This window comes from Ruegeria sp. C12 (genome assembly GCF_056537745.1).
Genome location: NZ_JBQFSA010000005.1, coordinates 1 through 20,153, shown reverse-complemented (window position 1 = coordinate 20,153; position 20,153 = coordinate 1). Strand labels below are relative to the sequence as shown.

The following is a 20,153-nucleotide window of genomic DNA, read 5'->3' as shown; positions in this document are numbered from 1 at the left end:
AGGCGGACATGGCGAGTTACGATTACTCGGGGCAGCAAGGCCCCGAGCATATGCATTACACGAATCAACCGCATGCACAGGATGCGCACGCTGACGATGCGCCGCGTGGCTCTTTCGGGCTGGGCAAAGCGGTGAATGTGCTGGGGGCGGTGGCCTCTCTGGCGCTGGTCGCCGGTGTCGGTATCTGGAGCTACAAGTTGGTCATGCGGGATGTCAGTGGCGTCCCGGTCGTGCGCTCCGCCGAAGGGCCGATGCGTATTCAACCCGAAAATCCGGGTGGCCAGCCTGCCGACCATCAGGGGCTTGCCGTCAATGCCGTCGCTGCCGAAGGCTCGGCTGCGGCACCTGCGGATCGCCTGATCCTTGCCCCACGCCCGGTCTCGCTGACCGACGAAGACCTGCCCGCCGGAGAGTTGATGCCAACTCAGGCGCTGCATGTGATGGAAGAGCCGATTTCGAACCAGGAGGCGGCAGAACTGCGGCAGAACGCGGTTGACGCGCTGGTCGCTGAACTGGCGGGCGAGGCCGCGCGGAACCAGCAAGAGGCGGAACCCGGTGTGCAGGTTGCCGCGCTGGCGACGCCCGAAGAAGAACCCGCCATTGACCCCGCCGATCTGGCCGCATCTCTGCCTGATCCGGCGATTGCGGAACTGCCGGGAGTACGCCGCTCGCTTCGCCCCAACACGCGGCCCGCGCGCCGTGTTTCGGCCGCTGCTGCCTCGGAGGATGCGATCAATGCCGCCGTGAAGGCTGCGGCTGGTTTGGATGTTGACCCCGACACGCTGAGCAAGGGCACCCGTTTGGCGCAGCTTGGGGCGTTCGAAAGCGCTGATGTGGCCAAGGCGGAATGGTCTCGTCTGGATGGTCGATTTGGCGAATATATGAATGGTAAACAGCGTGTTATTCAGCGAACCTCAAGCGGTGGGCGCACGTTTTATCGCCTGCGCGTGCTGGGATTTGAAGACCTGAGCGACTCGCGTCAATTCTGCGCCGCGCTGGTGGCGCAAGGGGCTGACTGCATCCCGGTGGCCGTCAGGTGAGTTTCGGGGCCGTAATCACCGATGCCGAAGGTTTGCGGCTGACCGATGATGAAAGGGCCTTGTTCCGCGAGATGAACCCGTTCGGGTTCATTCTGTTTGCCCGGAATATCGAAAGCGCCGATCAGGTGCGCGCGCTCTGCGATGATTTCCGCGAATCCGTCGGGCGCAACTGTCCTATCACAATCGATCAGGAAGGCGGGCGCGTGCAGCGCCTGCGCGCGCCACTGGCGCGCGAATGGATGCCGCCACTGGATCACGCCGAACGGGCAGGGGATCAGGCGGAACGGGCCATGTATCTGCGCTATCGCCTGATTGCGCATGAATTGTTCGAGCTTGGGATCGACAGCAACTGCGCCCCAATGGTGGATACCGCACGGGCGGAAACCCATGCCTTTCTGCGCAATCGCTGTTATGGCGAGGATGCGGGCACGATTGGTCAGATCGGGCGCGCCGTGGCTCAGGCGCATCTGGATGGCGGGGTTCTGCCCGTGGTCAAGCACATGCCGGGCCATGGTCGGGCGACGCTGGACACCCATTTCGATCTGCCGCGCGTTGATCTGTCGCTGGATGAACTCACCGAAACTGATTTTGCGCCCTTCCGCGCGTTGAACGATCTGCCTATGGGGATGACGGCCCATCTGGTGTTCGAACAGATTGACCAGACCCCGGCCACGATCTCGGCCCCGATGATGCGCGTGATCCGCGAGGTTATCGGGTTTGAAGGGCTGATCATGACCGACGACATCTCGATGAAAGCGCTCAGCGGTTCTGTCGCGGACCTGTCGCGGCAGGCGCTACAGGCGGGCTGTGACGTGGTGCTGCACTGCAATGGCAGCTTTGCAGAACGGGCCGAAGTGCTGGAAGCGGCGGGCCAGATGACGCAGGCGGCGCAGACCCGCGCAGAGCGCGCCCTGACCATGCGCAAAACCCCTGCGGAACTTGACATTGAGGCCGCCGAGGCGGAACTATCTGCCCTAATGGGCGGGCAGGTATATGAACGATAACCTTTTCAGCGAAGACCCGGTCTCGGTCGCCGATCGGCTGGCCGCTGAGGCGCTGATCGTTGACGTTGACGGGTTCGAAGGCCCGCTGGATGTGCTGCTGACCTTGTCGCGCACGCAAAAGGTCGATCTGCGGAAAATCTCGGTTCTGGCGCTGGCGCAGCAATATCTGGCCTTTGTTGAAAAGGCCCGTGCGCTGCGGATCGAGCTGGCCGCCGATTATCTGGTGATGGCCGCCTGGTTGGCCTTTCTGAAATCCCGCTTGTTGCTGCCGCCCGACCCGGATGACGAAGGGCCGTCGGGCGAGGAACTGGCGGCGCATCTGGCGTTCCAGTTGGAACGTCTGCAGGCCATGCGCGACGCCGCCGCGCGTCTGATGGCGCGCGACCAGCTTGGGCGCGATTTCTTCAAGCGCGGGCAGGGCGAGGATGTGACCCGCATTCGCACCGTGACCTATTCCGCCACGCTGCTGGACCTGATGCAGGGATACGCGCGTATCCGCACCCGTGACGAATTTCGCCCCTTCGTCATGGATCGCGACGCCGTCTTCACGATGGAGCAGGCTCTGGAACGGATGCGTCCGCTGATCGGGTTTGCGGGGACGTGGACCGATATGGAGACCTATCTGCCGCAAGGCTGGGACGCCGACCCGGTGCGGCGCAGATCAGCCACGGCGGCGACCTTTGCGGCCTCGCTGGAGCTGGTGAAAGAAGGACATATGGAGATCAAGCAAAGCGACACCTTTGCCCCGATCCAATTGCGCAAGAGGACCGAAACACGTGACTGACACCCCCGAAGAGACCGGTACCCTGTTCGAAGCGCCCCCGTTGGCCGAGCAGGAACGCATGGTCGAAGCGGTGCTGTTTGCCAGCGCCGAGCCGGTCACCATTGCCGACCTCGAAGCGCGGATGCCTCATGGCAGCAACGCCGCGCAAGCGGTTGAATTGTTGCAGAAACGTTATGAGGGGCGCGGTGTTCGCGTTGTGCGCGTCGGCGACGCATGGGCGATCCGAACCGCCGCCGATCTTGGTTTTCTGATGCAGAAGGAAACGGTCGAGACCCGCAAGCTAAGCCGCGCGGCTATCGAGACGTTGGCGATTGTGGCCTATCACCAGCCCTGCACACGCGCCGAGATCGAGGAAATCCGGGGAGTCTCGGTCTCTCGCGGGACCATCGACCAGTTGCTTGAGATGGAGTGGATCAGGCTCGGCCGCCGCCGGATGACGCCGGGCCGCCCGGTGACGTTCGTGGTGACGCCGCAGTTTCTGGATCACTTCGGGCTTGAGAATGCCCGCGACCTGCCGGGGCTGAAAGAACTGCGCGCCGCAGGGTTGCTGGAAAACCGTCCGCCGCCGGGCACAATCCCGCTGGGGGACAGTCAGGACGACGCTGAGAATGAGGATCAAAGCGAGCTGTTCGAGGAAGAGTGATCGCGCCGCCCTTTTGTTGCCGCACAGGATGCCTATCTTGTGGTTTGAGAAACGGAGTTGAGCAATGAATGCCAATCGGATCATCGACATGATCGTGCGACAGGTCATGCGCCGTCTTGTCAACAAGGGCGTGGACAAAGGATTTGATATGGCTACCCGCAATGGTCAAAAGCCCGATGCAGCGCCAGGTGCACAAAAACGCCCCAACACGGCAAATCACGCAAAGAACCTGCGACAGGCCCAGCGGATGACGCGGCAGATGCGCCGGTTCATGAAATTCTGAGAATTACCCTACGGCCTTGAAATGTTTGGACAGTTTCAGGCCCTGACCCTGATAGTTCGACGCAATGCCCGCACCATATAGCTGCGTCGGCATCTCGGCCATTTTCTCATAAACCAGCCGCCCGACAACCTGCCCGTGTTCCAGCACAAACGGGGCCTCGTGGCAGCGCACCTCCAGCACTCCGCGCGACCCGGCACCGCCTGCGGCAGCGTGGCCAAATCCGGGGTCGAAGAAGCCCGCGTAATGCACGCGAAACTCTCCGACCATGGCCAGATAGGGGGCCATTTCGGCGGCATACATGGGCGGAATATGCACCGCCTCGCGGCTGACCAGAATGTAGAACGCGCCGGGGTCGAGGATGATGCGACCGTCTGTGGTGCGCACCTCTTCCCAGTATTCCTGCGGGTCATATTCGCCGATCCAGTCCAGATCGATCACCCCGGTGTGGGGCTTGGCGCGGTATCCCACCAGATCACTGTCGGGCAATTGCAGATCGACCGAGAACCCCAGCCCGTCCTGAATCACCGCAGGCCCATCGACCAAAGGCGATTCCCCGTGCAGCGTCATCAGTTCCGCGTCGGTCAAAACGGCCTGTCCCTGACGGAACCGGATCTGGTTCAGGCGCATCCCCGGACGGACAAGCACCGAGAATGATCGCGGGCAAATCTCGGCGTATAGCGGTCCGGTATAGCCTGCAGGAACCCGGTCAAACTCGGTCCCGCCATCGGTGATGGTACGTGTCAGCAGGTCAAGACGCCCGGTCGAGCTTTTGGCGTTGGCCACGGCCGTGATGCTGTCGGGCAGGGCCAGCGATTCCATCAGCGGCACCAGATAAACGCAGCCTTTTTCCAGAACGGCCCCGTCGGTGATGTCGATGCGGTGCATCTCGAACTCGGCCAGCCGGTCGGCGACTGAGCGCCCTTCACCGGCCAGAAACGACGCGCGTACCCGGTAAGCCACTGTTCCCAAACGCAGATCAAGACTGGCCGGTTGCACCTGTGCAGGGATCACATCCGGGCTCGCGGTGATCTCGCCGCGCGTGATCATCGCTTCGATCTGTTGATTTGGACATACACCTGTCATTCCGATCCCCCCTGATGCCAGAGCGGGATCTGGCCTGTCTGCCATAAACGTCGGTGTGATTTGGTCGGGCTAGCAGGACTCGAACCTGCGACCTTCCGTCCCCCAGACGGACGCGCTACCAGGCTGCGCCATAGCCCGACGTTGAGGTGTTCATAAAGAATTTCCCGGCAGGGGCAAGAGGAAAACACTGCCTTTTTGTCCTATCCCGCCGCTTGGGTTTCGACCCGATCCAGCCATTTGCGCAGGTCTTTCGCCAGCGGCGCGATACGGCCCAGAAGTTCCTCATCAAACTCGGACCGGTTCCAGGCCAGTGAGGCGATTCCCCCCATCAGTGGGGCCGCGTCCAGTTCGGGTTCCTGCGCGGGTGCGACGTCTGGCCGCGCCGCCTGCGGTTCGCCCAAATCCATATGAATCTGTTCCGACGCTGGGGCAGGGGCGGAGGTGAAGGGTACGACAGTATCATCACCGGCGTTTTCAGACGCTGCGACATCGTCCAGCTCTGGCGACAGCGACGCCACATGCGCGATGCCCTGTTCGCGCAGAATGCGCTGCACGCCTTTGATCGTTATGCCATCTTCATGCAGCAGCTTTTTGATACCGCCCAGCAGGCGCATATCATTGGGGCGGTAGTACCGCCGTCCTCCGGCCCGTTTGACAGGTTTGACCTGGGTAAACCGGCTTTCCCAAAACCGCAGAACATGGGCCTGAACACCGAGCCAGTCCGCAACCTCAGAGATTGTGCGAAACGCGTCGGGAGATTTGCTCATGTCCGTGCGGCCCTCGGGTTACTTGCGATTCCCGGCAGCGACGCGATCTTTCATCAGATGCGACGGGCGGAAGGTCAGCACGCGGCGCGGCTGAATCGGAACCTCTTCGCCGGTTTTGGGGTTGCGACCGATACGGGCGGTTTTGTCGCGAACGCTGAACGTACCAAAAGACGAGATTTTCACCTGCTCGCCGCGCACCAAAGCGTCAGACATGTGGTTCAGAACGCTTTCGACCAGCTGTGCGCTTTCGTTGCGTGAAAGGCCCACCTCACGAAAGACGGCCTCGCTCAGATCCATTCGGGTCAGTGTTTTGTCGCCCATACCTTTTTCCCCTGTTGATATCAAAGCATAGGGTCCACGCAAATTCGCTGTCAATATCAATGAATTGCAGGCGGGTGTGTAAGCTGGAATGCGCTTGTTACCAGCGCAGGACAACCGCGCCCCAGGCCAAGCCGCCGCCGATGGCTTCGGTCACCAACAGATCGCCGGGCTTGATTTGCCCGCGCTGTTTGCCCACCGACAGGGCCAGCGGGATCGAGGCGGCCGAGGTGTTTCCGTGGTCCTGCACGGTTACGACCACGTTTTCCATCGGCAGGCCCATTTTCTTGGCGGTGCCTTGAATGATGCGGATATTGGCCTGATGCGGCACGATCCAGTCGACATCCTCGTTGGACAGGCCAGCGCTCGACAGGGCGGTTTCGGCCGTTTTGGTCAGCTTTTCAACAGCGTGGCGGAAGACCTGATTGCCCTGCATGCGCAGATAGCCGGTGGATTGCGTCGATACGCCACCATCCACGTACAGCAACTCCCGATAGCGCCCGTCCGAATTCAGATCGGTTGCCAGAATGCCCCGGTCATCTGAGGTGCCGTGGCCTTCCTGATGCTCAAGCACCAATGCCCCCGCGCCATCGCCGAACAAGACGCAGGTCGAGCGGTCGGTCCAGTCCATGATTCGCGAAAACGTCTCGGCCCCGATGACCAGAACCCGTTTGGCCTGACCCGACAGAATCAGCGCGTTGGCATTGCTGAGGGCAAAGACAAACCCGGCGCAGACGGCCTGTACGTCAAAGGCAAACCCCCTGGTCATACCCAGCCGCGCCTGAACCATCGTCGCGGCGGAAGGGAAGGTCAGGTCAGCAGTTGAGGTGGCCAGGACGATGGCGTCGATATCGTCCGCCTCAAGCCCGGCATCCGCAAGGGCCGCCTGGGCGGCGTTGGTGGCCAGATCCGAAGTGGTCTCGCCCTCGGCTGCAAAATGGCGACGTTCGATCCCGGACCGGGTCCGGATCCATTCATCGGTGGTGTCGAGTGTCTTTTCGAACTCGGAATTCGGAACAACGCGTTCTGGCAAATAATGCCCGACACCTACAACAACTGAGCGGCCTGCCATGCTGGGGTACTGCCTTTTTTGTTATTTTTCCGTCTGCGGCGCAGATTGCGCGGCATCTTGTGCAAGCTGGGCCGTCGATGCAACCCGTGCCGCCAATTTTTCGGCAAAACCCGACTCGGCCAAGGTGAAGGCCAGTTTGACCGCCGCCGACACTCCGGTCGGGTCAGCGCCGCCATGGGATTTGACAACCGTGCCGTTCAGCCCAAGGAACACGCCGCCATTTACACGTCGCGGGTCGATCCGCTTTTTCAGACGGTTCAGCGAGGTGATGGCAAGGATCGAGGCCAGCCGGGACAGTGGCGTGTATTTGAACGCCTGCCGCAGCAGGTCGCCAATCAGGCTGGCGGTGCCTTCCCCGGTCTTGATCGCGACGTTGCCGGTAAACCCATCGGTTACAATGACATCTGCCTTGTCGCCCGGAATGTCGCTGCCTTCGACAAAACCCACGAAATCGAAATTCGCAGGCTCGGCGAAATCGGCGATCATGGCATGCGCCTCTTTCAACTCGGCGCGGCCCTTGTGTTCTTCGGTGCCCACATTCAGCAGCCCGATCCGGGGACGGTGCAGGGCCATGCCGTTACGGGCATAAGATGCGCCCATCAGGGCGTATTGCAGCAGATCCTTGGCGTCGGCGCGCACATCCGCACCGACATCCAGCATCACGTTGAACCCCTGCGGGTTGCGCGAAGGCCACAGAATCGCAATCGCCGGGCGGTTCACACCGGGCAGTTTGCGCAGGCGCATCATCGACAAAGCCATCAGCGCGCCGGTATTGCCGCAGGACACCGCGCCATGCGCCTCGCCCTGACGGACGGCCTCAAGCGTGGACCACATCGAGGTCTGCTTGCCGCTGCGCACAACCTGGCTGGGCTTGTCTTCCATCGTGACCACGTCGGGGCAATCACGAAAAGCGACGCGCCCATCAAGGACGCGCCGTTTTGCCACGAGCTTGCGCAGCATGTCTTCCGGACCGTGCAGAAGAAACCCGATATTGGGGTTCTTTTTGGCCGATTCCGCGAGGCCTGCAACAACAACTGCGGGACCTTCGTCCCCCCCCATAGCGTCAACCGAGATGGTGATCCGTTCGGCGTGCGTGGGTTGTTCAGTCATGCCTTGGCCTGCGCTCAATCAGGCTTAGGCTGCGTCTTCGTCCAGGTCGATTTCGTCGGCCTGCGCGACGACTTCGCGATCGTCATAGTGGCCGCAGGATGCGCAAACGTGGTGCGGGCGCTTCAGCTCGCCACAGTTCGGGCATTCGTTCGGGTTTGCAGCAACCAGAGCGTCGTGTGCGCGGCGGTTGTTGCGACGCGACTTGGAAACTTTGTTCTGTTGGACGGCCATGGTCTCAACCTTTGTCTACTGAGGGTCAGCAGATTCGCCGCCGACCGTGGTTTCATATTTCGTTTATCGTGGTTTGACGCGCGTTTAGGGGACCAGCCCCGAAATGTCCAACCCAAAATCCGATGAGCGCGCGAAAATACTGCGATTCTCGTCATGTTCAAGTGATTTTTCTGACCGCCTGCTATGACAGGAAATCAGACCTCTGTCACTCGTCTTTTTTCAGGGCATCGCGCAATTCCGCCAGCCCTGCGAAGGGTTTGACATCCTCATCCGTCATCGCCTGTTTGCCCGGTTCGGTATAGTCGGCCTGACCCAGTTCGGCCCCGTCCTTGCGTGGGTATTGGGGCAGGGCCAGCGAAAGCGCCTCGACCATCACGGCTGCGGGGTCGATCTCAGCGCCCAATGGCTCGGTCTCGTCATCTTCGGGGATTTCGAACTCGGGCTCGTCAGGGTCGGTCCAGTCGGCCACAAATAGGCGCGAAACTGGGATGTCGATCCGGGTGGTCACGGGTTCAAGCGTCACCACACAGGGCTGAATCACAGTCGCCCCCAGCTTGCCGGACAGCGCCCAGTCGCGTTTTCCTGCTGCGCGCAGATCTCCGACAAAGCTGAGCTTGCGCAGGCCGAGCAGGCCCAGATCCCGGCCAATAGCCTCCAACACGTCCTTTCCCGGGCGCAATTCGAACCGGGTGGGGGCGTTTTGTGGCAGGTCGGCCACCCGCAATGCAGTAACGTCGCTCATTCGTGAGCCTTTCTATGTGTTGAACCGTGGCAGCGGTTTCTGTAATCGGATAGAAGCCGCAAGAGGCCAAGGCAAGAGGGTGCGTATGTTGATGATTGGAAACAGGTCGAAATCGGCGATGCGTTCGCTTGCGTTGGTGGCCTGTCTGGCTGTGATCACCGCCTGCACTCCGATCTTCAGGAATCACGGCTATGTGCCTCCGGCCGAGGATCTGGCCGAGATCAAGGTGGGCACGGATACACGCGAAAGTGTGGCCGAGGCAGTTGGCGCGCCCGGTGCCTCGGGCGTGGTGCGCGATTCCGGCTATTACTATGTCCGGTCCCGAATCCGCCATTATGGCCCCAAACGGCCCGAGGTCGTTTCCCGCGAGGTGGTTGCCATCAGCTTCGATCAGCGCGGCGTGGTCAGCAACGTCGAACGCTTTGGCCTGGAGGACGGGGTCGTTATCCCGCTGGAACGCCGCGTAACCGAATCCAGTGTCGAGAACACAGGCTTCCTGCGTCAGCTGCTGGGCAATATCGGCAACTTCAACCCGGCCAACATTCCGGGCGCGTCGAACTAAGTCACGGGATCGTCTTGTGAGGTTCACAGGACGGTCACATGTCTTATGATATCGGGGCGGTAACTTGGATCTCCGGTCCGCAACCTCGGAGGATGCGACCATGGCAACAGCCGTTTTGTTGAACAAAGGGCGCTATCGGGCCCGGTTGGCGCAGTCTGAACGGGACGTGGCGGCGGCGCAGGCGCTACGGACGCTGGCCTTTGCGACGGATCAAACTGACGCGGACGCGTTTGATGCGGTATGTTCCCATGTGCTGGTCGAGGATATGCAGGCCGGTGGGCAGCTTGTGTGCTGTTTCCGGATGTTGACCATGGGGAGCGGGTCCGAGCTCGCGCACAGCTATTCGGCGCAGTTTTATGACCTGTCCAGTCTGGAAGGGTTCGGCGGGCGTATGGTCGAGATGGGTCGTTTCTGCATTCACCCCGATTGGACCGACCCGGACATCCTACGCGTGGCCTGGGGGGCGATGACCGCGTTTGTCGACCAAAACCGGATCGAGATGCTGTTTGGCTGCTCGTCTTTTGCAGGAACCGAGACCGAGCAATATCTGGATTCCTTTGCCATGCTCAAACACCGCCATCTGGCCCCGAAACGGTGGCTGCCGCGCGTCAAGGCGCCGGATGTTTTCCGTTTCGCCGCGCGCCTACGGCGCAGGCCGGATGCGAAACAGGCGATGCTACGGATGCCGCCTTTGCTGCGGACATACCTGCTGATGGGCGGCTGGGTCAGCGATCATGCGGTGGTGGACCGGCATATGAACACTCTGCACGTGTTCACAGGGCTTGAGATTGGGGCGATTCCCCCGGCACGGAAACGTTTGCTGCGGGCGGTGGCCGGGTGAATCCGTATTTTTGACGAGAAGAAGCAGGGGCGTTGACGCGCCAGCCCAGCCGGTTTAGCTGGCGGGCATGGCGAGAATTCCTTTGTTGCAGATGTCCGGCATTTCCCTGACCTTCGGGGGCGATCCGGTATTTTCCGAGCTTGATCTGGTGGTTCAGCCGGGCGACCGCGTGGCGCTTGTCGGGCGGAACGGGTCGGGTAAATCCACGCTGATGAAAGTGATGGCGGGTTTGGTCGAGGCCGATCAGGGCGAGATCGTCGTGCCGCCGGGCAAGTCGGTCGGGTATATGGAGCAGGACCCGACAATGGAGGGGTTTGCCACGCTGGGCGACTATGCCGCCAGCGGGTTGGAACCCGGAGAGCTGTACAAGGTCGAGCGTGCGGGGGAGGGGCTGAAATTCGACCCCACGCGCCCTGTTGAGACGGCCTCGGGCGGCGAGCGGCGGCGGGCGGCCTTGGCCAAGCTGATGGCCGAAGCGCCGGACCTGATGCTACTGGACGAGCCGACCAACCATCTGGATATCGAAGCCATCGCGTGGCTTGAGCGCGAGTTGGGGGCGACGCGGGCCGCTTTTGTGCTGATCTCGCATGACCGCGCCTTTTTGCGGGCGTTGACACGGGCGACGCTGTGGATTGATCGCGGTGCGGTGCGGCGGCAAGAGCAGGGGTTTGATGCGTTTGAGGCCTGGCGCGACAAGGTTTGGGAAGAGGAAGATCAGCAACGCCACAAGCTGAACCGCCTGATCAAGTCCGAGGCGAAATGGGCCGTTGAGGGCATCAGCGCCCGCCGCAAGCGCAATCAGGGCCGGGTGCGGGCGTTGCAGGCGCTGCGGGCCGAGAAGGCGGCGCAGATCAAGCGTCAGGGCTCGGCCGCGATGACGCTGGAGGCCGGGCCGAAATCGGGCCGCAAGGTGATCGAAGCCAAAGGGCTGGCCAAGGGGTACGGCGACACGCAGATCGTGCGGAATTTCGACCTGCTGGTGCAGCGTGGGGATCGCGTGGCCTTTGTCGGACCCAACGGGGTGGGCAAGACCACGTTGTTGAAAATGCTGTTGGGGCAAGTAGAGCCGGATGCCGGCGCGGTCGCTTTGGGCACCAATCTGGAGATTGCGGTGTTCGACCAGACCCGCGCTCAGCTGGACCCGGAGATGACCCTGTGGGACAGCATGACCGGCGACCCCGAGATGCGGGTGTCGGGCAAGGCCGATCAGGTCATGGTCGGCGGGCAGCCCAAGCATGTGGTGGGTTATCTCAAGGAATTTCTGTTCGACGACGCGCAGGCGCGGGCCGCCGTCAAATCCCTGTCGGGTGGCGAAAAGGCGCGGTTGCTGCTGGCCAAACTGATGGCGAAATCGTCAAACCTGCTGGTGCTGGATGAACCGACCAACGATCTGGATGTGGAAACGCTGGACCTGTTGCAGGAATTGCTGGACGACTATGACGGCACCGTCCTGCTGGTCAGCCACGACCGGGATTTTCTGGATCGGGTGGCCACAACCACCATCGCGATGGAAGGCAATGGGCGCGCCACGGTCTATGCCGGGGGCTGGTCGGACTATATCGCTCAGCGCGGAGAGGTTTTTGGGAAAAGGGAAGAAAAACCAAAGCCCTCCAAGCCGAAGGTCAAGCAGGAGGCGAAGCCGAAATCGGGCCTGTCCTTCTCGGAAAAACACCGGTTGGAGAAACTGCCCGCCGAGATCGCGCGCCTTGAGGCCGAGATCGCCAAGCTGGAAGAGTTGATGTCTGACCTCGACCTGTTCACCCGTGAGCCGGTCAAGTTCCAGAAGGCGTCTGAGGCGCTGGTTGAACGGCAGGAAAAGCTGTCGGCGGCTGAGGAAGAGTGGCTGATTCTGGAAGAGAAGGCCGAGGCCGGGTAAACGCCGACTCTTCAACGCTCAAAAGGCCACATTGAAAAAGTTTCACAAAACCGGAGCCTGGCGACTGCTCCGGTTTTGCCGTGGATGGGATCAACCTATCCGTGTCATTTCGTTCAGCGTAAACTCGGCCACGGCCCCTTCGGTGGCTTTCATATAAGCTGCGAGATGAGGCGCGTTCATATGCGTTTGCCACAGGTCACGGCTTTCCCAATTCTCATAAAACGCAAAAACACCGGGATTGCCTGTGTCCACATGCAGGTCGTATTGAATGCATCCGTCTTCGCCACGGGTGATTGGGATCAGCTTTTCAAGCTCGGCGCGGACAAGTTCCTCTTTGCCCGGATGGGCCGTGATTTGAGCGAGAATGGTCAGGGCCATGATGTCTCCTTACAGGGTTCAGTTGCGATGACCCGGGATATGTGACACGTATACAAAACACGCAAGTACGCACTATTTATGCAGGTAAGTACCTTTTGTATATTGTCAAAGGCAGGAGGCGGCGGTGGATCGGTTTGAAAGATATGACTGCAGCGCAGGCTGCCCGGTTGAGGCCGGGTTGGAGCAGATATCGGGAAAATGGAAAGGGCTGGTAATCTATCATCTTCTTGGCGGCACCATGCGCTTTAACGCCTTGTCCCGTGCGCTGGGTACGGTGACCCAGCGCAGCCTGACCAAGCAATTGCGCGAGCTTGAGGCAGATGGAATCGTGCATCGAAAGGTATTTGCCGAGGTGCCGCCCCGAGTGGAGTACAGCCTGACTGAAAAGGGGCAAGCGCTGCGCCCTGTGATCGCGGCTTTGGCGGTTTGGGGTCAGAACAGGGTTATCGGAGGGGGGGAATAGGCCGGGCGGGGTTGCCGACCACGGTTTCTCTGGCTGCCACGTCTTTGGTGACGACGCTGCCCGCGCCGATGGTTGCGTTGTCGCCAATGGTAATGCCGGGCATCAGAATGGCACCGCCGCCGAACCAGACATTCCGGCCAATGGTCACGGGTAAGCCGATTTCCAGACCCTGGGCGCGCTCGGTTGGGTCTTTGGCGTGCTGGGCGCAATAGATCTGAACATGGGGGCCGAACATCGTGTCGTCACCGATCCGAACCGGCGCGGTGTCCAGAATCACGCATCCGGCGTTGAAATAGACCCGGTGTCCAAGGTGGATGTTCATCCCGTAAGCGCAGTGAAACGGTGCTTCGAGATAACACTCGGACCCAAGGTCCGCGAACAGCGTTTGCAATTCAGGAGCCAGCGCGCCGCGATCGTCTGGCGGGCAAGTGTTGTGCGCGTGAACTGCGCGGCGGGCTTGCGCCCGCAACGCGTCCAACTCGGGGTCCAGGCAGCAATACCACTGCCCGGCCTGCATCTTTTCACGCTCGGTCATTCGACAGACCTAGCGCATACGCAGCGCTCCGTCGATGCGGATGACTTCGCCGTTCAGATAGCCCATCTCGACAATGAAACCGGCAAGGCGGGCGTATTCATTGGGATCCCCCAGGCGAGCGGGGTTCGGAACGTCAGCAGCCAGTTGCTGCTGCACCTCTTCGGGCAGGCCTGCCAGCATCGGCGTCATGAAAATGCCCGGAGCGATGGCCATCACGCGGATACCGGTCGAGGCCAGATCGCGCGCCATGGGTAAGGTCATACCCACCACGCCGCCTTTTGACGCCGCATAGGCCGCCTGGCCCTTTTGGCCGTCGAATGCGGCAATTGAAGCGGTGTTGATGATCACGCCGCGCGCGCCATCCGGCTCTGGTTCGTTTTTGGCCATCTCAACGGCTGCCAGTCGCGACACGTTGAAGGTGCCGACCAGATTGATGTCGATGGTGCGCTGAAAGGCGTCCAGCGGGTGCGGGCCATCGCGGCCCACGGTTTTGATCCCGTAGGCGATCCCGGCACAGTTCACCGTGGCGGTGATCCGACCCATTTTGCTTGCTGCGGTGGCAACAGCAGCCGCGACCGAGCCTTCGTCGGTGACATCGGTTTGTGCAAAATGGCCGCCGATTTCATTGGCCACCTGCGCGCCGCGGTCTTCATCCCGGTCCAGAATCGTGACTTGCGCACCGTGTTGCGCGAAATGGCGGGCAGTGGCCTCGCCAAGACCCGACGCGCCTCCGGTGACGAATGCGGCTGTGTTCGACAGGTTCATCGGATGCCTCCCAGATTTATGAACGTATGTTCAATAAGCGGCTTGGGTCGGGTGTGTCCAGATGTTTGGCCAAAGACCAAGCGTCATTTGCATCCGACGTGGGTGACGCGAGGTTAACAAATCTTCAGCCAGCGTTCATCCGGACCTCACGAGACGTCTCCATCTCGTGATCGAATAGCCTGACATGGTCAGGTGTTTCTATGTCAGGAGGTACCGACATGTTAACGAGTACGAAGCACAAATTGGGTGCGTTTGCGATTGCACCATTTGTTGGAGTTTTGATGGCCAGCAGCGCCGCGGCCGCGCCCGAGGTTTGCGATTGGCGAACCGCGCGGACGGCGGCGAATAGCGGCGATTATGCTGCGCTGTGTGACTGCACGCAGGTCACGCCGAGCTTTCTGAAGCAGCTACAGCGGCGCGCGGATTTCGAGACCACGTTGCAGAACACCGGCGCGATGTGCCCCGGTTTGGCGGCATTGCTGACGGATCTGCCGACGGCGTCGATTTCGGACGCAGGCAGCACACGGGGCGAAGACCGCAGTTCGGATCGGGTCGCTCAGGGCCCGACGGGTGGTGGAAACGATGGCGGCAATACCGGCGGCGGAGGTCAGGGCCCGGGTAATGGTGGCGGCAACGGTGGAAACGACGGCCCTGGCGACGGTGGTGGTGACGGTCCCGGCGACGGTGGCGGCGATAACCCCGGCAATGGTGGAGGTGACAACCCCGGCAATGGCGGCGGTGACAACCCTGGAAACGGTGGCGGTGAAGGCCCCGGCAAAGGCGGTGGCAAAGGTGGCGGCAAGGGCGGCGACGGTAAAGGTGGCGGCAAGGGCGGCGACGGCCCCGGAAACGGAAATGGGAATGCAGGCAACCCCGGTAACGGCGGCGGTAACAACAACGGTTCCGGACCAGGTACCGGCAATAACGGTAACAATAATGGCCAGGGCAACGGTTCCGGACACGGCAAAGGCGGCGACGGCAAAGGTGGCGGCAAAGGCAAAAAGTGACCCGGCACGCTTGAATAGTAATCGGCCACTTTCGGGTGGCCGAGTTTTTGTTGGCGCCAGATCATCCCTAACGCCCGGTCATCGTCAATTCACAAAAAAGACCAGTCGATCAAAGATCCAACGGTATGCTGAACGGTTTAATCCCCGTGGCAACTGGCATCTTCTTGACAACCGAAGGGGGGAGTTTTGTCCTGGGGATACGTTCGGTCGGCTTGCCGTCTCGGAAGAAACTGTCAAACCGCCAACTGGCCTGCAGGGTCTTTGGTAGCTTGCTCAGCATCCGCGTGGTCTCTTTGGACGCGCCGCTACCCCACCACGGTTTCATCGCGCCCTTGCATTTTGCGTGAAACCGGACCCGCACGCGGTAGCCAGTGACTTTTTCTTCCTTTTTCACATCCTCAAGCAATCTGATCAGCTTGGATTCGAACTTGCTGTAGTAAGTTGAATTCGAACTTGCCGACATCGGCGTCAGGTTCACGTTGGTTCCCGGGCCGCCCAGTTGTTCGCTGAGGATATGACCTTTGACATAGGTCTGGGCCTGCAGCTCGGAATAGTCAGCCAACATATGAATTTCGCTAAGCGCCAATAGTTCTAGGATTTTTTCGACCGATTTGGCTTTGGCCAGCTTCTGCAGTGTCGTCTTGTTCGCAAGCGCCTTTTGAACCGCCGATAGGTCAATCAAATCCTTGACGTCCCAGCGAGAGTTAAAGCGTTCGACGATGTTGCAGTGACCCGAAGCGGGCGGGCTGCCTTTCAGCTTCAAACTGTCTGTCGTCAAAACACAGGTGACTTCATCCGCTCCGGTCGAGAATTTCTCGCCTTCGAAGACAACATCGCTTCTTTTGGTGGATTTGAAAATATTCTGAACAACCATGACACAACAATCTGCGAAACCAAAACCCCGAACAGGTTAGCACAGAATGCATCACGGCAAAGAAGCCGAGTTCACAGAAGGCCCCTGAGCACGCCCTTACGCGCTCAGGGTCAATCGGTTTAGCCCAGTTGCACCAGCGCGTGCCGTTTCTTGCCCGCGCTTAGTTTGATGGGTGAGGACAAGGCACCCGCATCGATCATCAGCCCCGCATCTGTCAGCGGCGCGTCGTCCAATTTGGCCCCGTTTTCGGCAATCAGGCGCTTGGCCTCTTTGCCGGATTTGGCCAGACCGGATTTCACGATCAATTGCACGATCGACATGCCGTCGCCCAGCTCAGCGGCGCTGAGGGTCAGGGTCGGCAGGTCGTCGCCCACGCCGCCTTTTTCGAACACCTCGCGCGCAGTAGCTTCGGCGGTTGCCGCGGCCTGTGCACCGTGGGCAAGCGTGGTCACTTCGTTGGCGAGGCGGATTTTGGCCTCATTGATCTCGGACCCTTGCAGCGCGCCCAGCCGATCACACTCATCCACCGGCATTTCGGTGTAGAGCTTCAGGAACCGCCCCACGTCCGCATCGGTAGTGTTGCGCCAGAACTGCCAGAACTCATAGGGCGAGCGCATGTCGGCGTTCAGCCAGACTGCACCGTCCTGGGATTTGCCCATTTTCTTGCCGTCGCTGGTGGTCAGCAGGGGCGAGGTCAGGCCGTAAATCTCGTGATCCAGCACCCGGCGGGTCAGGTCGATGCCGTTGACGATGTTGCCCCACTGGTCCGAGCCACCCATTTGCAGAACGCAGCCGTAACGGCGGTTCAGTTCAAGGAAGTCATAGGCCTGCAGGATCATGTAGTTGAATTCGAGGAAGCTGAGCGACTGCTCGCGATCCAGCCGCGATTTCACCGATTCAAAGCTCAGCATCCGATTGACCGAGAAATGCCGCCCGATATCGCGCAGGAAATCAAGGTAGTTCAGGCCATCCAGCCACTCGGCATTGTTCAGCATCAGTGCCTTGTTCTCGGCGTCGCTGTCATAGTCGATATAGGCGGAGAATACCTTTTTGATGCCCGCGATGTTCTCATTGATCTGCTCGGGCCCCAGCAGGGGGCGTTCGTCCGCACGAAACGACGGGTCGCCCACCTTGGTGGTGCCGCCGCCCATCAGAGTGATCGGCTGGTGTCCGGTCTTCTGGAACCAGCGCAGCATCATGATCTGGATCAGGCTGCCCACATGCAACGACTTGGCCGTTGCATCAAAGCCGATATAAGCCGGTTTGCACCCACTGATCAGCGCCTCATCAAGGCCCTGATAATCGGTGCAATCGGCCAGAAAGCCGCGCTCGATCATCGTGGCGATGAAATCCGATTTGGGGTGGTAGTTCATAGCGCTCAGCAAGCCTTGTACTTTGGCCCTCTCAGCAAGGGCGGGTGTAAGTTATGGGTCAGTGAATGTCAAACCTTACCCGATTGTCCGCACGAAATTTGGAGTGCCGTGGGACATGGTTTTCTAATTCCCTATGTCTGCAGGAATGTCCAGTCTCTATGGCTAGAACTCATAGTCAAAGGATGATGGTCGCGGCGATACGGATTGCCGACAAGATTAGTTCTCGACACCAAGGTGTTTTCGGTAGATTGGGCCGTTGTGGTCGATGGGGTTTCTACTTCTTCCTCGATGGGCAAGATGCTCGCATTGATTTTTGCATTGAATGGTGACAGCTAAGAGTCTACTGCTACGGTTTACCGCGCTTTGGTCATTTGCATGCGAAGCTCAAAGACCGGACACTGGCCGTATTACGCTTGAACCTGTAGAGAGAGGGAAAAGCGGGCATAAGCGCCAAATTCGCAAACGAGCACTATTCCTTGAACAGTAGAGAACTTCACTTCACCTATCCGTTTTCGTAGTAGACGCGTCGCCCGCTATCGGTTCAACGGCTACTGCACTCTCCAAGGTTTGCAAGATAATGCGCCATTGATCAGTCTCGAGAATTGCCTCACCGTGCTCCTCAAGTTCTGATCTTATAGCCAATTGACTCGACAATAGTTGAGGAAGGTCGATGTCGTCTAAGGATGCTGAAGTTGTGCCCATCCACTCGTTTAACACGAGAAGGGTTGCAACAGCGTCTGGGCCTAAGTGACTGACCAAACTATCCGCACCGCAAGTAGTGTCGTAGCTTGTTCTAACGAACGTCCAATACCCAAGTGGTGTTAGGACAATGTCTGCTGAAGGATGCATACATGGGTCTCGCCCTACCAACAACTCCTCGATTTCGCTCTCTACCAATTCAAGAGACCCTTTTGGAAGGGGAGGTTCTATTCGAATGCTATGTTCGACAAACAGAACATTAAGAAACCACAGAGTTGCACAAACTACATATCCGGTTGGTAGGACTGCCTGGAAAAAACCGATTGGACGCGTGTCCCAAAGAAACCAGAATTCAATAGCAACGAGTAACATTAGCGGTATGAGAAGTATCGTGAAAGCAAAAATCGAACTTGTCGCGAGAATAACAACGCTGACATTCGCGGCAATCGTAGCAATGATACCTGTAGCCCAAAATAGCGTGCTACCTGTTTTTATTTTCTTGCTTGCCAACAACAGTCTGATGCTCAGAAACGCCCCGAGCGCGGCGGCATATAGTCTCGTCAACTCTCTCTGTTCGATATCAACGTTTGGAAGCAGCTTCGTCTTAAACCCAGCCGGTGGTTCAAAGAAAAGCGCATTAGCTAAAAGCAAAACGAACGAAGCTAGTAACGCAATCTCAAGACCAGAAAATGCTGATTGGACGTAGTTCTTGAGCCGATCCATCGCTTCGGTGGAAAATTTTTTCAAAAGTTCGCCTCTGTGTTTCGTAGCTCAGCTATTTTCAAAGTGGCACCTGAATACTACTACATTTTCAAAATCGATTCGGGAGATCGGTCGATGGTTGGTTCCGGTCCCACAAAACCATGATCTTTGACGCACTGGCCTTCGGAAGTGATGAGCCCCAATCGGCCGTTGCCCCGGTACACCGCATTTGCAATGGCAGCATGATGTTCCTGCCCGAATCTGGCATCCGCAGTGCATGAACACGGCGTAGTGCGACTTTCTCAAAGGCCACAACCGTCAGGATAGCGAAAGAGTGGTTTCATCGGGTCACTGCGATATCTCTTTCTGAACTCTCGGAGCACCATCTCGAGCGTCGCCTCGAAAACGTCTTGGTCAAACATCATTGTTTTCTTTGTCTCGTGGAGATAGCGCCAATCCACGAATGCATCTTTGTGCTGTGAAAGAATGTCGCGAATACTGCATTCGCACAAAAAGACACTGGGGTGACGCGGGCTTACCGTTCGCTTGAACTCGTCATCTAGACGCCGCTGACTTTCCGGTAGCAGGCCGTCAAACAACTTCGCCAGGTCATGCGACTTGATAACTTTTGGATCGTCGTGGTCGAAGACAAACCACGCTTTGAGTGCTAATTCCATCGACAGTGCCAACAACATAGGCTCTACACCGACATGTTCGCGGTCATCCCAGTCTTCATTTTCTTCAAACCGCTGGTCCGGAAAGCTCTTGTTCTTTCGCAAAATCGCTCTTGCGGCATCACCTATCCGAATTGCTGTTGATAATCGAGCGCTCATAATCGTTCCCAGTTTGTCTGTTCTCAAATTGGATGCCGAGAGGAGTGAATACAAGAAGGTTGCTTCATGGTTAGGGGTGAGATGCTGTAACGGGGCCTGCGTCACGCACCGCCGTTGCCACTTGTCAGATCAGCATCGCGCTGTCGCCATTCCCGTATTGAACCCATA

24 protein-coding genes and 1 tRNA gene are annotated in these 20,153 nt (G+C 59.3%); 10 read left to right on the top strand and 15 right to left on the bottom strand.

Annotated elements, in window-relative coordinates; genetic code table 11:
- The first annotated feature begins 8 nt into the window (after positions 1 to 8).
- The 5 genes from ACR0C9_RS11110 (at position 9) to ACR0C9_RS11090 (ending at position 3,754) form a co-directional block, all read left to right on the top strand.
- Positions 9 to 1,040: an SPOR domain-containing protein gene (locus tag ACR0C9_RS11110; RefSeq protein ID WP_480781029.1), complete on the top strand. Its 1,032-nt coding sequence runs from the start codon at positions 9 to 11 to the stop codon at positions 1,038 to 1,040.
- Entirely contained in the window at positions 1,037 to 2,044 is a 1,008-nt protein-coding gene (gene nagZ, locus ACR0C9_RS11105; RefSeq protein ID WP_170621949.1) for a beta-N-acetylhexosaminidase, read from the top strand. The genes ACR0C9_RS11110 and nagZ overlap by 4 nt, the downstream gene beginning before the upstream one ends.
- Positions 2,034 to 2,828 carry a segregation and condensation protein A gene (locus ACR0C9_RS11100; RefSeq protein WP_170450066.1) on the top strand — a complete coding sequence of 265 codons (795 nt, stop codon included), beginning with the start codon at positions 2,034 to 2,036 and terminating at the stop codon, positions 2,826 to 2,828. Before nagZ ends, ACR0C9_RS11100 begins: the two co-directional genes overlap by 11 nt.
- Entirely contained in the window at positions 2,821 to 3,471 is a 651-nt protein-coding gene (gene scpB, locus ACR0C9_RS11095; protein WP_480781028.1) for an SMC-Scp complex subunit ScpB, read from the top strand. The genes ACR0C9_RS11100 and scpB overlap by 8 nt, the downstream gene beginning before the upstream one ends.
- A gap of 64 nt (positions 3,472 to 3,535) precedes the next feature.
- Positions 3,536 to 3,754, top strand: coding sequence for a hypothetical protein (locus ACR0C9_RS11090; RefSeq protein ID WP_480626120.1), 219 nt, complete (start codon positions 3,536 to 3,538; stop codon positions 3,752 to 3,754).
- Between the two features lie 3 nt (positions 3,755 to 3,757).
- Here ACR0C9_RS11090 and ACR0C9_RS11085 read toward each other — a convergent pair whose 3' ends face one another.
- The 8 genes from ACR0C9_RS11085 to ACR0C9_RS11050 all read right to left on the bottom strand — a co-directional run bounded on the left by ACR0C9_RS11085 (position 3,758) and on the right by ACR0C9_RS11050 (position 9,077).
- The gene (locus ACR0C9_RS11085) at positions 3,758 to 4,837 is read right to left on the bottom strand and encodes a 2'-deoxycytidine 5'-triphosphate deaminase (protein WP_480781027.1); all 1,080 of its coding nucleotides are present in this window, start codon (positions 4,835 to 4,837) and stop codon (positions 3,758 to 3,760) included.
- Between the two features lie 61 nt (positions 4,838 to 4,898).
- Positions 4,899 to 4,975 (bottom strand) — tRNA-Pro (locus ACR0C9_RS11080).
- A 62-nt stretch (positions 4,976 to 5,037) separates the two neighbouring features.
- Positions 5,038 to 5,604, bottom strand: a complete 567-nt coding sequence (locus ACR0C9_RS11075) for a MerR family transcriptional regulator (RefSeq protein ID WP_170621947.1) — start codon at positions 5,602 to 5,604, stop codon at positions 5,038 to 5,040.
- An 18-nt stretch (positions 5,605 to 5,622) separates the two neighbouring features.
- Positions 5,623 to 5,925, bottom strand: coding sequence for an integration host factor subunit alpha (gene ihfA / locus ACR0C9_RS11070; protein WP_008755922.1), 303 nt, complete (start codon positions 5,923 to 5,925; stop codon positions 5,623 to 5,625).
- Positions 5,926 to 6,022: 97 nt separating this feature from the next.
- Positions 6,023 to 6,994 carry a beta-ketoacyl-ACP synthase III gene (locus ACR0C9_RS11065; RefSeq protein ID WP_170450076.1) on the bottom strand — a complete coding sequence of 324 codons (972 nt, stop codon included), beginning with the start codon at positions 6,992 to 6,994 and terminating at the stop codon, positions 6,023 to 6,025.
- A gap of 21 nt (positions 6,995 to 7,015) precedes the next feature.
- Positions 7,016 to 8,104 carry a phosphate acyltransferase PlsX gene (plsX, locus tag ACR0C9_RS11060; protein ID WP_170450078.1) on the bottom strand — a complete coding sequence of 363 codons (1,089 nt, stop codon included), beginning with the start codon at positions 8,102 to 8,104 and terminating at the stop codon, positions 7,016 to 7,018.
- Between the two features lie 24 nt (positions 8,105 to 8,128).
- Positions 8,129 to 8,335 (bottom strand): 50S ribosomal protein L32, encoded by a 207-nt coding sequence (gene rpmF / locus ACR0C9_RS11055; RefSeq protein WP_008756996.1) that lies wholly within the window; start codon positions 8,333 to 8,335, stop codon positions 8,129 to 8,131.
- Between the two features lie 205 nt (positions 8,336 to 8,540).
- Complete coding sequence (locus ACR0C9_RS11050) at positions 8,541 to 9,077, bottom strand: DUF177 domain-containing protein (protein WP_170621944.1); 537 nt, start codon at positions 9,075 to 9,077, stop codon at positions 8,541 to 8,543.
- 85 nt (positions 9,078 to 9,162) lie between these two features.
- On the opposite strand from ACR0C9_RS11050, the gene ACR0C9_RS11045 reads away from it, so the two are divergent.
- From ACR0C9_RS11045 to ACR0C9_RS11035, 3 genes are all read left to right on the top strand, one after another.
- The gene (locus ACR0C9_RS11045; RefSeq protein ID WP_170450082.1) at positions 9,163 to 9,639 is read left to right on the top strand and encodes an outer membrane protein assembly factor BamE domain-containing protein; all 477 of its coding nucleotides are present in this window, start codon (positions 9,163 to 9,165) and stop codon (positions 9,637 to 9,639) included.
- 100 nt (positions 9,640 to 9,739) lie between these two features.
- Complete coding sequence (locus tag ACR0C9_RS11040; RefSeq protein WP_480781026.1) at positions 9,740 to 10,480, top strand: GNAT family N-acetyltransferase; 741 nt, start codon at positions 9,740 to 9,742, stop codon at positions 10,478 to 10,480.
- Positions 10,481 to 10,547: 67 nt separating this feature from the next.
- Positions 10,548 to 12,356 (top strand): ABC-F family ATP-binding cassette domain-containing protein, encoded by a 1,809-nt coding sequence (locus ACR0C9_RS11035; RefSeq protein ID WP_480781025.1) that lies wholly within the window; start codon positions 10,548 to 10,550, stop codon positions 12,354 to 12,356.
- Positions 12,357 to 12,446: 90 nt separating this feature from the next.
- Here ACR0C9_RS11035 and ACR0C9_RS11030 read toward each other — a convergent pair whose 3' ends face one another.
- Positions 12,447 to 12,734, bottom strand: coding sequence for a putative quinol monooxygenase (locus ACR0C9_RS11030; protein ID WP_170734990.1), 288 nt, complete (start codon positions 12,732 to 12,734; stop codon positions 12,447 to 12,449).
- A 124-nt stretch (positions 12,735 to 12,858) separates the two neighbouring features.
- Between ACR0C9_RS11030 and ACR0C9_RS11025 the strand changes: the two genes are divergently transcribed.
- Positions 12,859 to 13,197 carry a winged helix-turn-helix transcriptional regulator gene (locus ACR0C9_RS11025; protein ID WP_480781024.1) on the top strand — a complete coding sequence of 113 codons (339 nt, stop codon included), beginning with the start codon at positions 12,859 to 12,861 and terminating at the stop codon, positions 13,195 to 13,197.
- Here ACR0C9_RS11025 and ACR0C9_RS11020 read toward each other — a convergent pair.
- Both ACR0C9_RS11020 and ACR0C9_RS11015 read right to left on the bottom strand, forming a co-directional pair.
- A complete protein-coding gene (locus tag ACR0C9_RS11020) occupies positions 13,178 to 13,732 on the bottom strand; it encodes a sugar O-acetyltransferase (RefSeq protein WP_480781023.1) in 555 nt (184 codons plus the stop codon). The two genes, ACR0C9_RS11025 and ACR0C9_RS11020, sit on opposite strands and share 20 nt — an antisense overlap.
- A gap of 9 nt (positions 13,733 to 13,741) precedes the next feature.
- Positions 13,742 to 14,497 carry an SDR family NAD(P)-dependent oxidoreductase gene (locus tag ACR0C9_RS11015; RefSeq protein ID WP_480781022.1) on the bottom strand — a complete coding sequence of 252 codons (756 nt, stop codon included), beginning with the start codon at positions 14,495 to 14,497 and terminating at the stop codon, positions 13,742 to 13,744.
- A 281-nt stretch (positions 14,498 to 14,778) separates the two neighbouring features.
- Between ACR0C9_RS11015 and ACR0C9_RS11010 the strand changes: the two genes are divergently transcribed.
- Positions 14,779 to 15,504 (top strand): hypothetical protein, encoded by a 726-nt coding sequence (locus ACR0C9_RS11010; RefSeq protein ID WP_480781021.1) that lies wholly within the window; start codon positions 14,779 to 14,781, stop codon positions 15,502 to 15,504.
- 109 nt (positions 15,505 to 15,613) lie between these two features.
- Here ACR0C9_RS11010 and ACR0C9_RS11005 read toward each other — a convergent pair whose 3' ends face one another.
- From ACR0C9_RS11005 to ACR0C9_RS10990, 4 genes are all read right to left on the bottom strand, one after another.
- On the bottom strand, positions 15,614 to 16,378 hold the full coding sequence (locus tag ACR0C9_RS11005; RefSeq protein WP_170450095.1) for a DNA/RNA non-specific endonuclease: 765 nt from the start codon (positions 16,376 to 16,378) through the stop codon (positions 15,614 to 15,616).
- 119 nt (positions 16,379 to 16,497) lie between these two features.
- Positions 16,498 to 17,751: a tyrosine--tRNA ligase gene (tyrS, locus tag ACR0C9_RS11000; protein ID WP_480781020.1), complete on the bottom strand. Its 1,254-nt coding sequence runs from the start codon at positions 17,749 to 17,751 to the stop codon at positions 16,498 to 16,500.
- Positions 17,752 to 18,249: 498 nt separating this feature from the next.
- Positions 18,250 to 19,197, bottom strand: coding sequence for a hypothetical protein (locus ACR0C9_RS10995; RefSeq protein WP_480781019.1), 948 nt, complete (start codon positions 19,195 to 19,197; stop codon positions 18,250 to 18,252).
- 257 nt (positions 19,198 to 19,454) lie between these two features.
- Complete coding sequence (locus ACR0C9_RS10990; protein WP_480781018.1) at positions 19,455 to 19,985, bottom strand: hypothetical protein; 531 nt, start codon at positions 19,983 to 19,985, stop codon at positions 19,455 to 19,457.
- Between the last annotated feature and the right edge of the window lie 168 nt (positions 19,986 to 20,153).

Bases quoted from the DNA above. Each gene is read 5' to 3' on its own strand.
- ACR0C9_RS11100 (WP_170450066.1), top strand. From the start codon at position 2,034: ATGAACGATAACCTTTTCAGCGAAGACCCGGTCTCGGTCGCCGATCGG.
- ACR0C9_RS11045 (WP_170450082.1), top strand. From the start codon at position 9,163: ATGTTGATGATTGGAAACAGGTCGAAATCGGCGATGCGTTCGCTTGCG.
- ACR0C9_RS10990 (WP_480781018.1), bottom strand. From the start codon at position 19,985: ATGAGCGCTCGATTATCAACAGCAATTCGGATAGGTGATGCCGCAAGA.
- tyrS (WP_480781020.1), bottom strand. From the start codon at position 17,751: ATGAACTACCACCCCAAATCGGATTTCATCGCCACGATGATCGAGCGC.
- ACR0C9_RS11085 (WP_480781027.1), bottom strand. From the start codon at position 4,837: ATGACAGGTGTATGTCCAAATCAACAGATCGAAGCGATGATCACGCGC.
- ACR0C9_RS11090 (WP_480626120.1), top strand. From the start codon at position 3,536: ATGAATGCCAATCGGATCATCGACATGATCGTGCGACAGGTCATGCGC.
- ihfA (WP_008755922.1), bottom strand. From the start codon at position 5,925: ATGGGCGACAAAACACTGACCCGAATGGATCTGAGCGAGGCCGTCTTT.
- plsX (WP_170450078.1), bottom strand. From the start codon at position 8,104: ATGACTGAACAACCCACGCACGCCGAACGGATCACCATCTCGGTTGAC.
- ACR0C9_RS11010 (WP_480781021.1), top strand. From the start codon at position 14,779: ATGGCCAGCAGCGCCGCGGCCGCGCCCGAGGTTTGCGATTGGCGAACC.
- ACR0C9_RS11050 (WP_170621944.1), bottom strand. From the start codon at position 9,077: ATGAGCGACGTTACTGCATTGCGGGTGGCCGACCTGCCACAAAACGCC.
- rpmF (WP_008756996.1), bottom strand. From the start codon at position 8,335: ATGGCCGTCCAACAGAACAAAGTTTCCAAGTCGCGTCGCAACAACCGC.
- ACR0C9_RS11005 (WP_170450095.1), bottom strand. From the start codon at position 16,378: ATGGTTGTTCAGAATATTTTCAAATCCACCAAAAGAAGCGATGTTGTC.
- ACR0C9_RS11110 (WP_480781029.1), top strand. From the start codon at position 9: ATGGCGAGTTACGATTACTCGGGGCAGCAAGGCCCCGAGCATATGCAT.
- ACR0C9_RS11035 (WP_480781025.1), top strand. From the start codon at position 10,548: ATGGCGAGAATTCCTTTGTTGCAGATGTCCGGCATTTCCCTGACCTTC.
- ACR0C9_RS11040 (WP_480781026.1), top strand. From the start codon at position 9,740: ATGGCAACAGCCGTTTTGTTGAACAAAGGGCGCTATCGGGCCCGGTTG.
- ACR0C9_RS11030 (WP_170734990.1), bottom strand. From the start codon at position 12,734: ATGGCCCTGACCATTCTCGCTCAAATCACGGCCCATCCGGGCAAAGAG.
- ACR0C9_RS11015 (WP_480781022.1), bottom strand. From the start codon at position 14,497: ATGAACCTGTCGAACACAGCCGCATTCGTCACCGGAGGCGCGTCGGGT.
- ACR0C9_RS11075 (WP_170621947.1), bottom strand. From the start codon at position 5,604: ATGAGCAAATCTCCCGACGCGTTTCGCACAATCTCTGAGGTTGCGGAC.
- ACR0C9_RS11065 (WP_170450076.1), bottom strand. From the start codon at position 6,994: ATGGCAGGCCGCTCAGTTGTTGTAGGTGTCGGGCATTATTTGCCAGAA.
- ACR0C9_RS11020 (WP_480781023.1), bottom strand. From the start codon at position 13,732: ATGACCGAGCGTGAAAAGATGCAGGCCGGGCAGTGGTATTGCTGCCTG.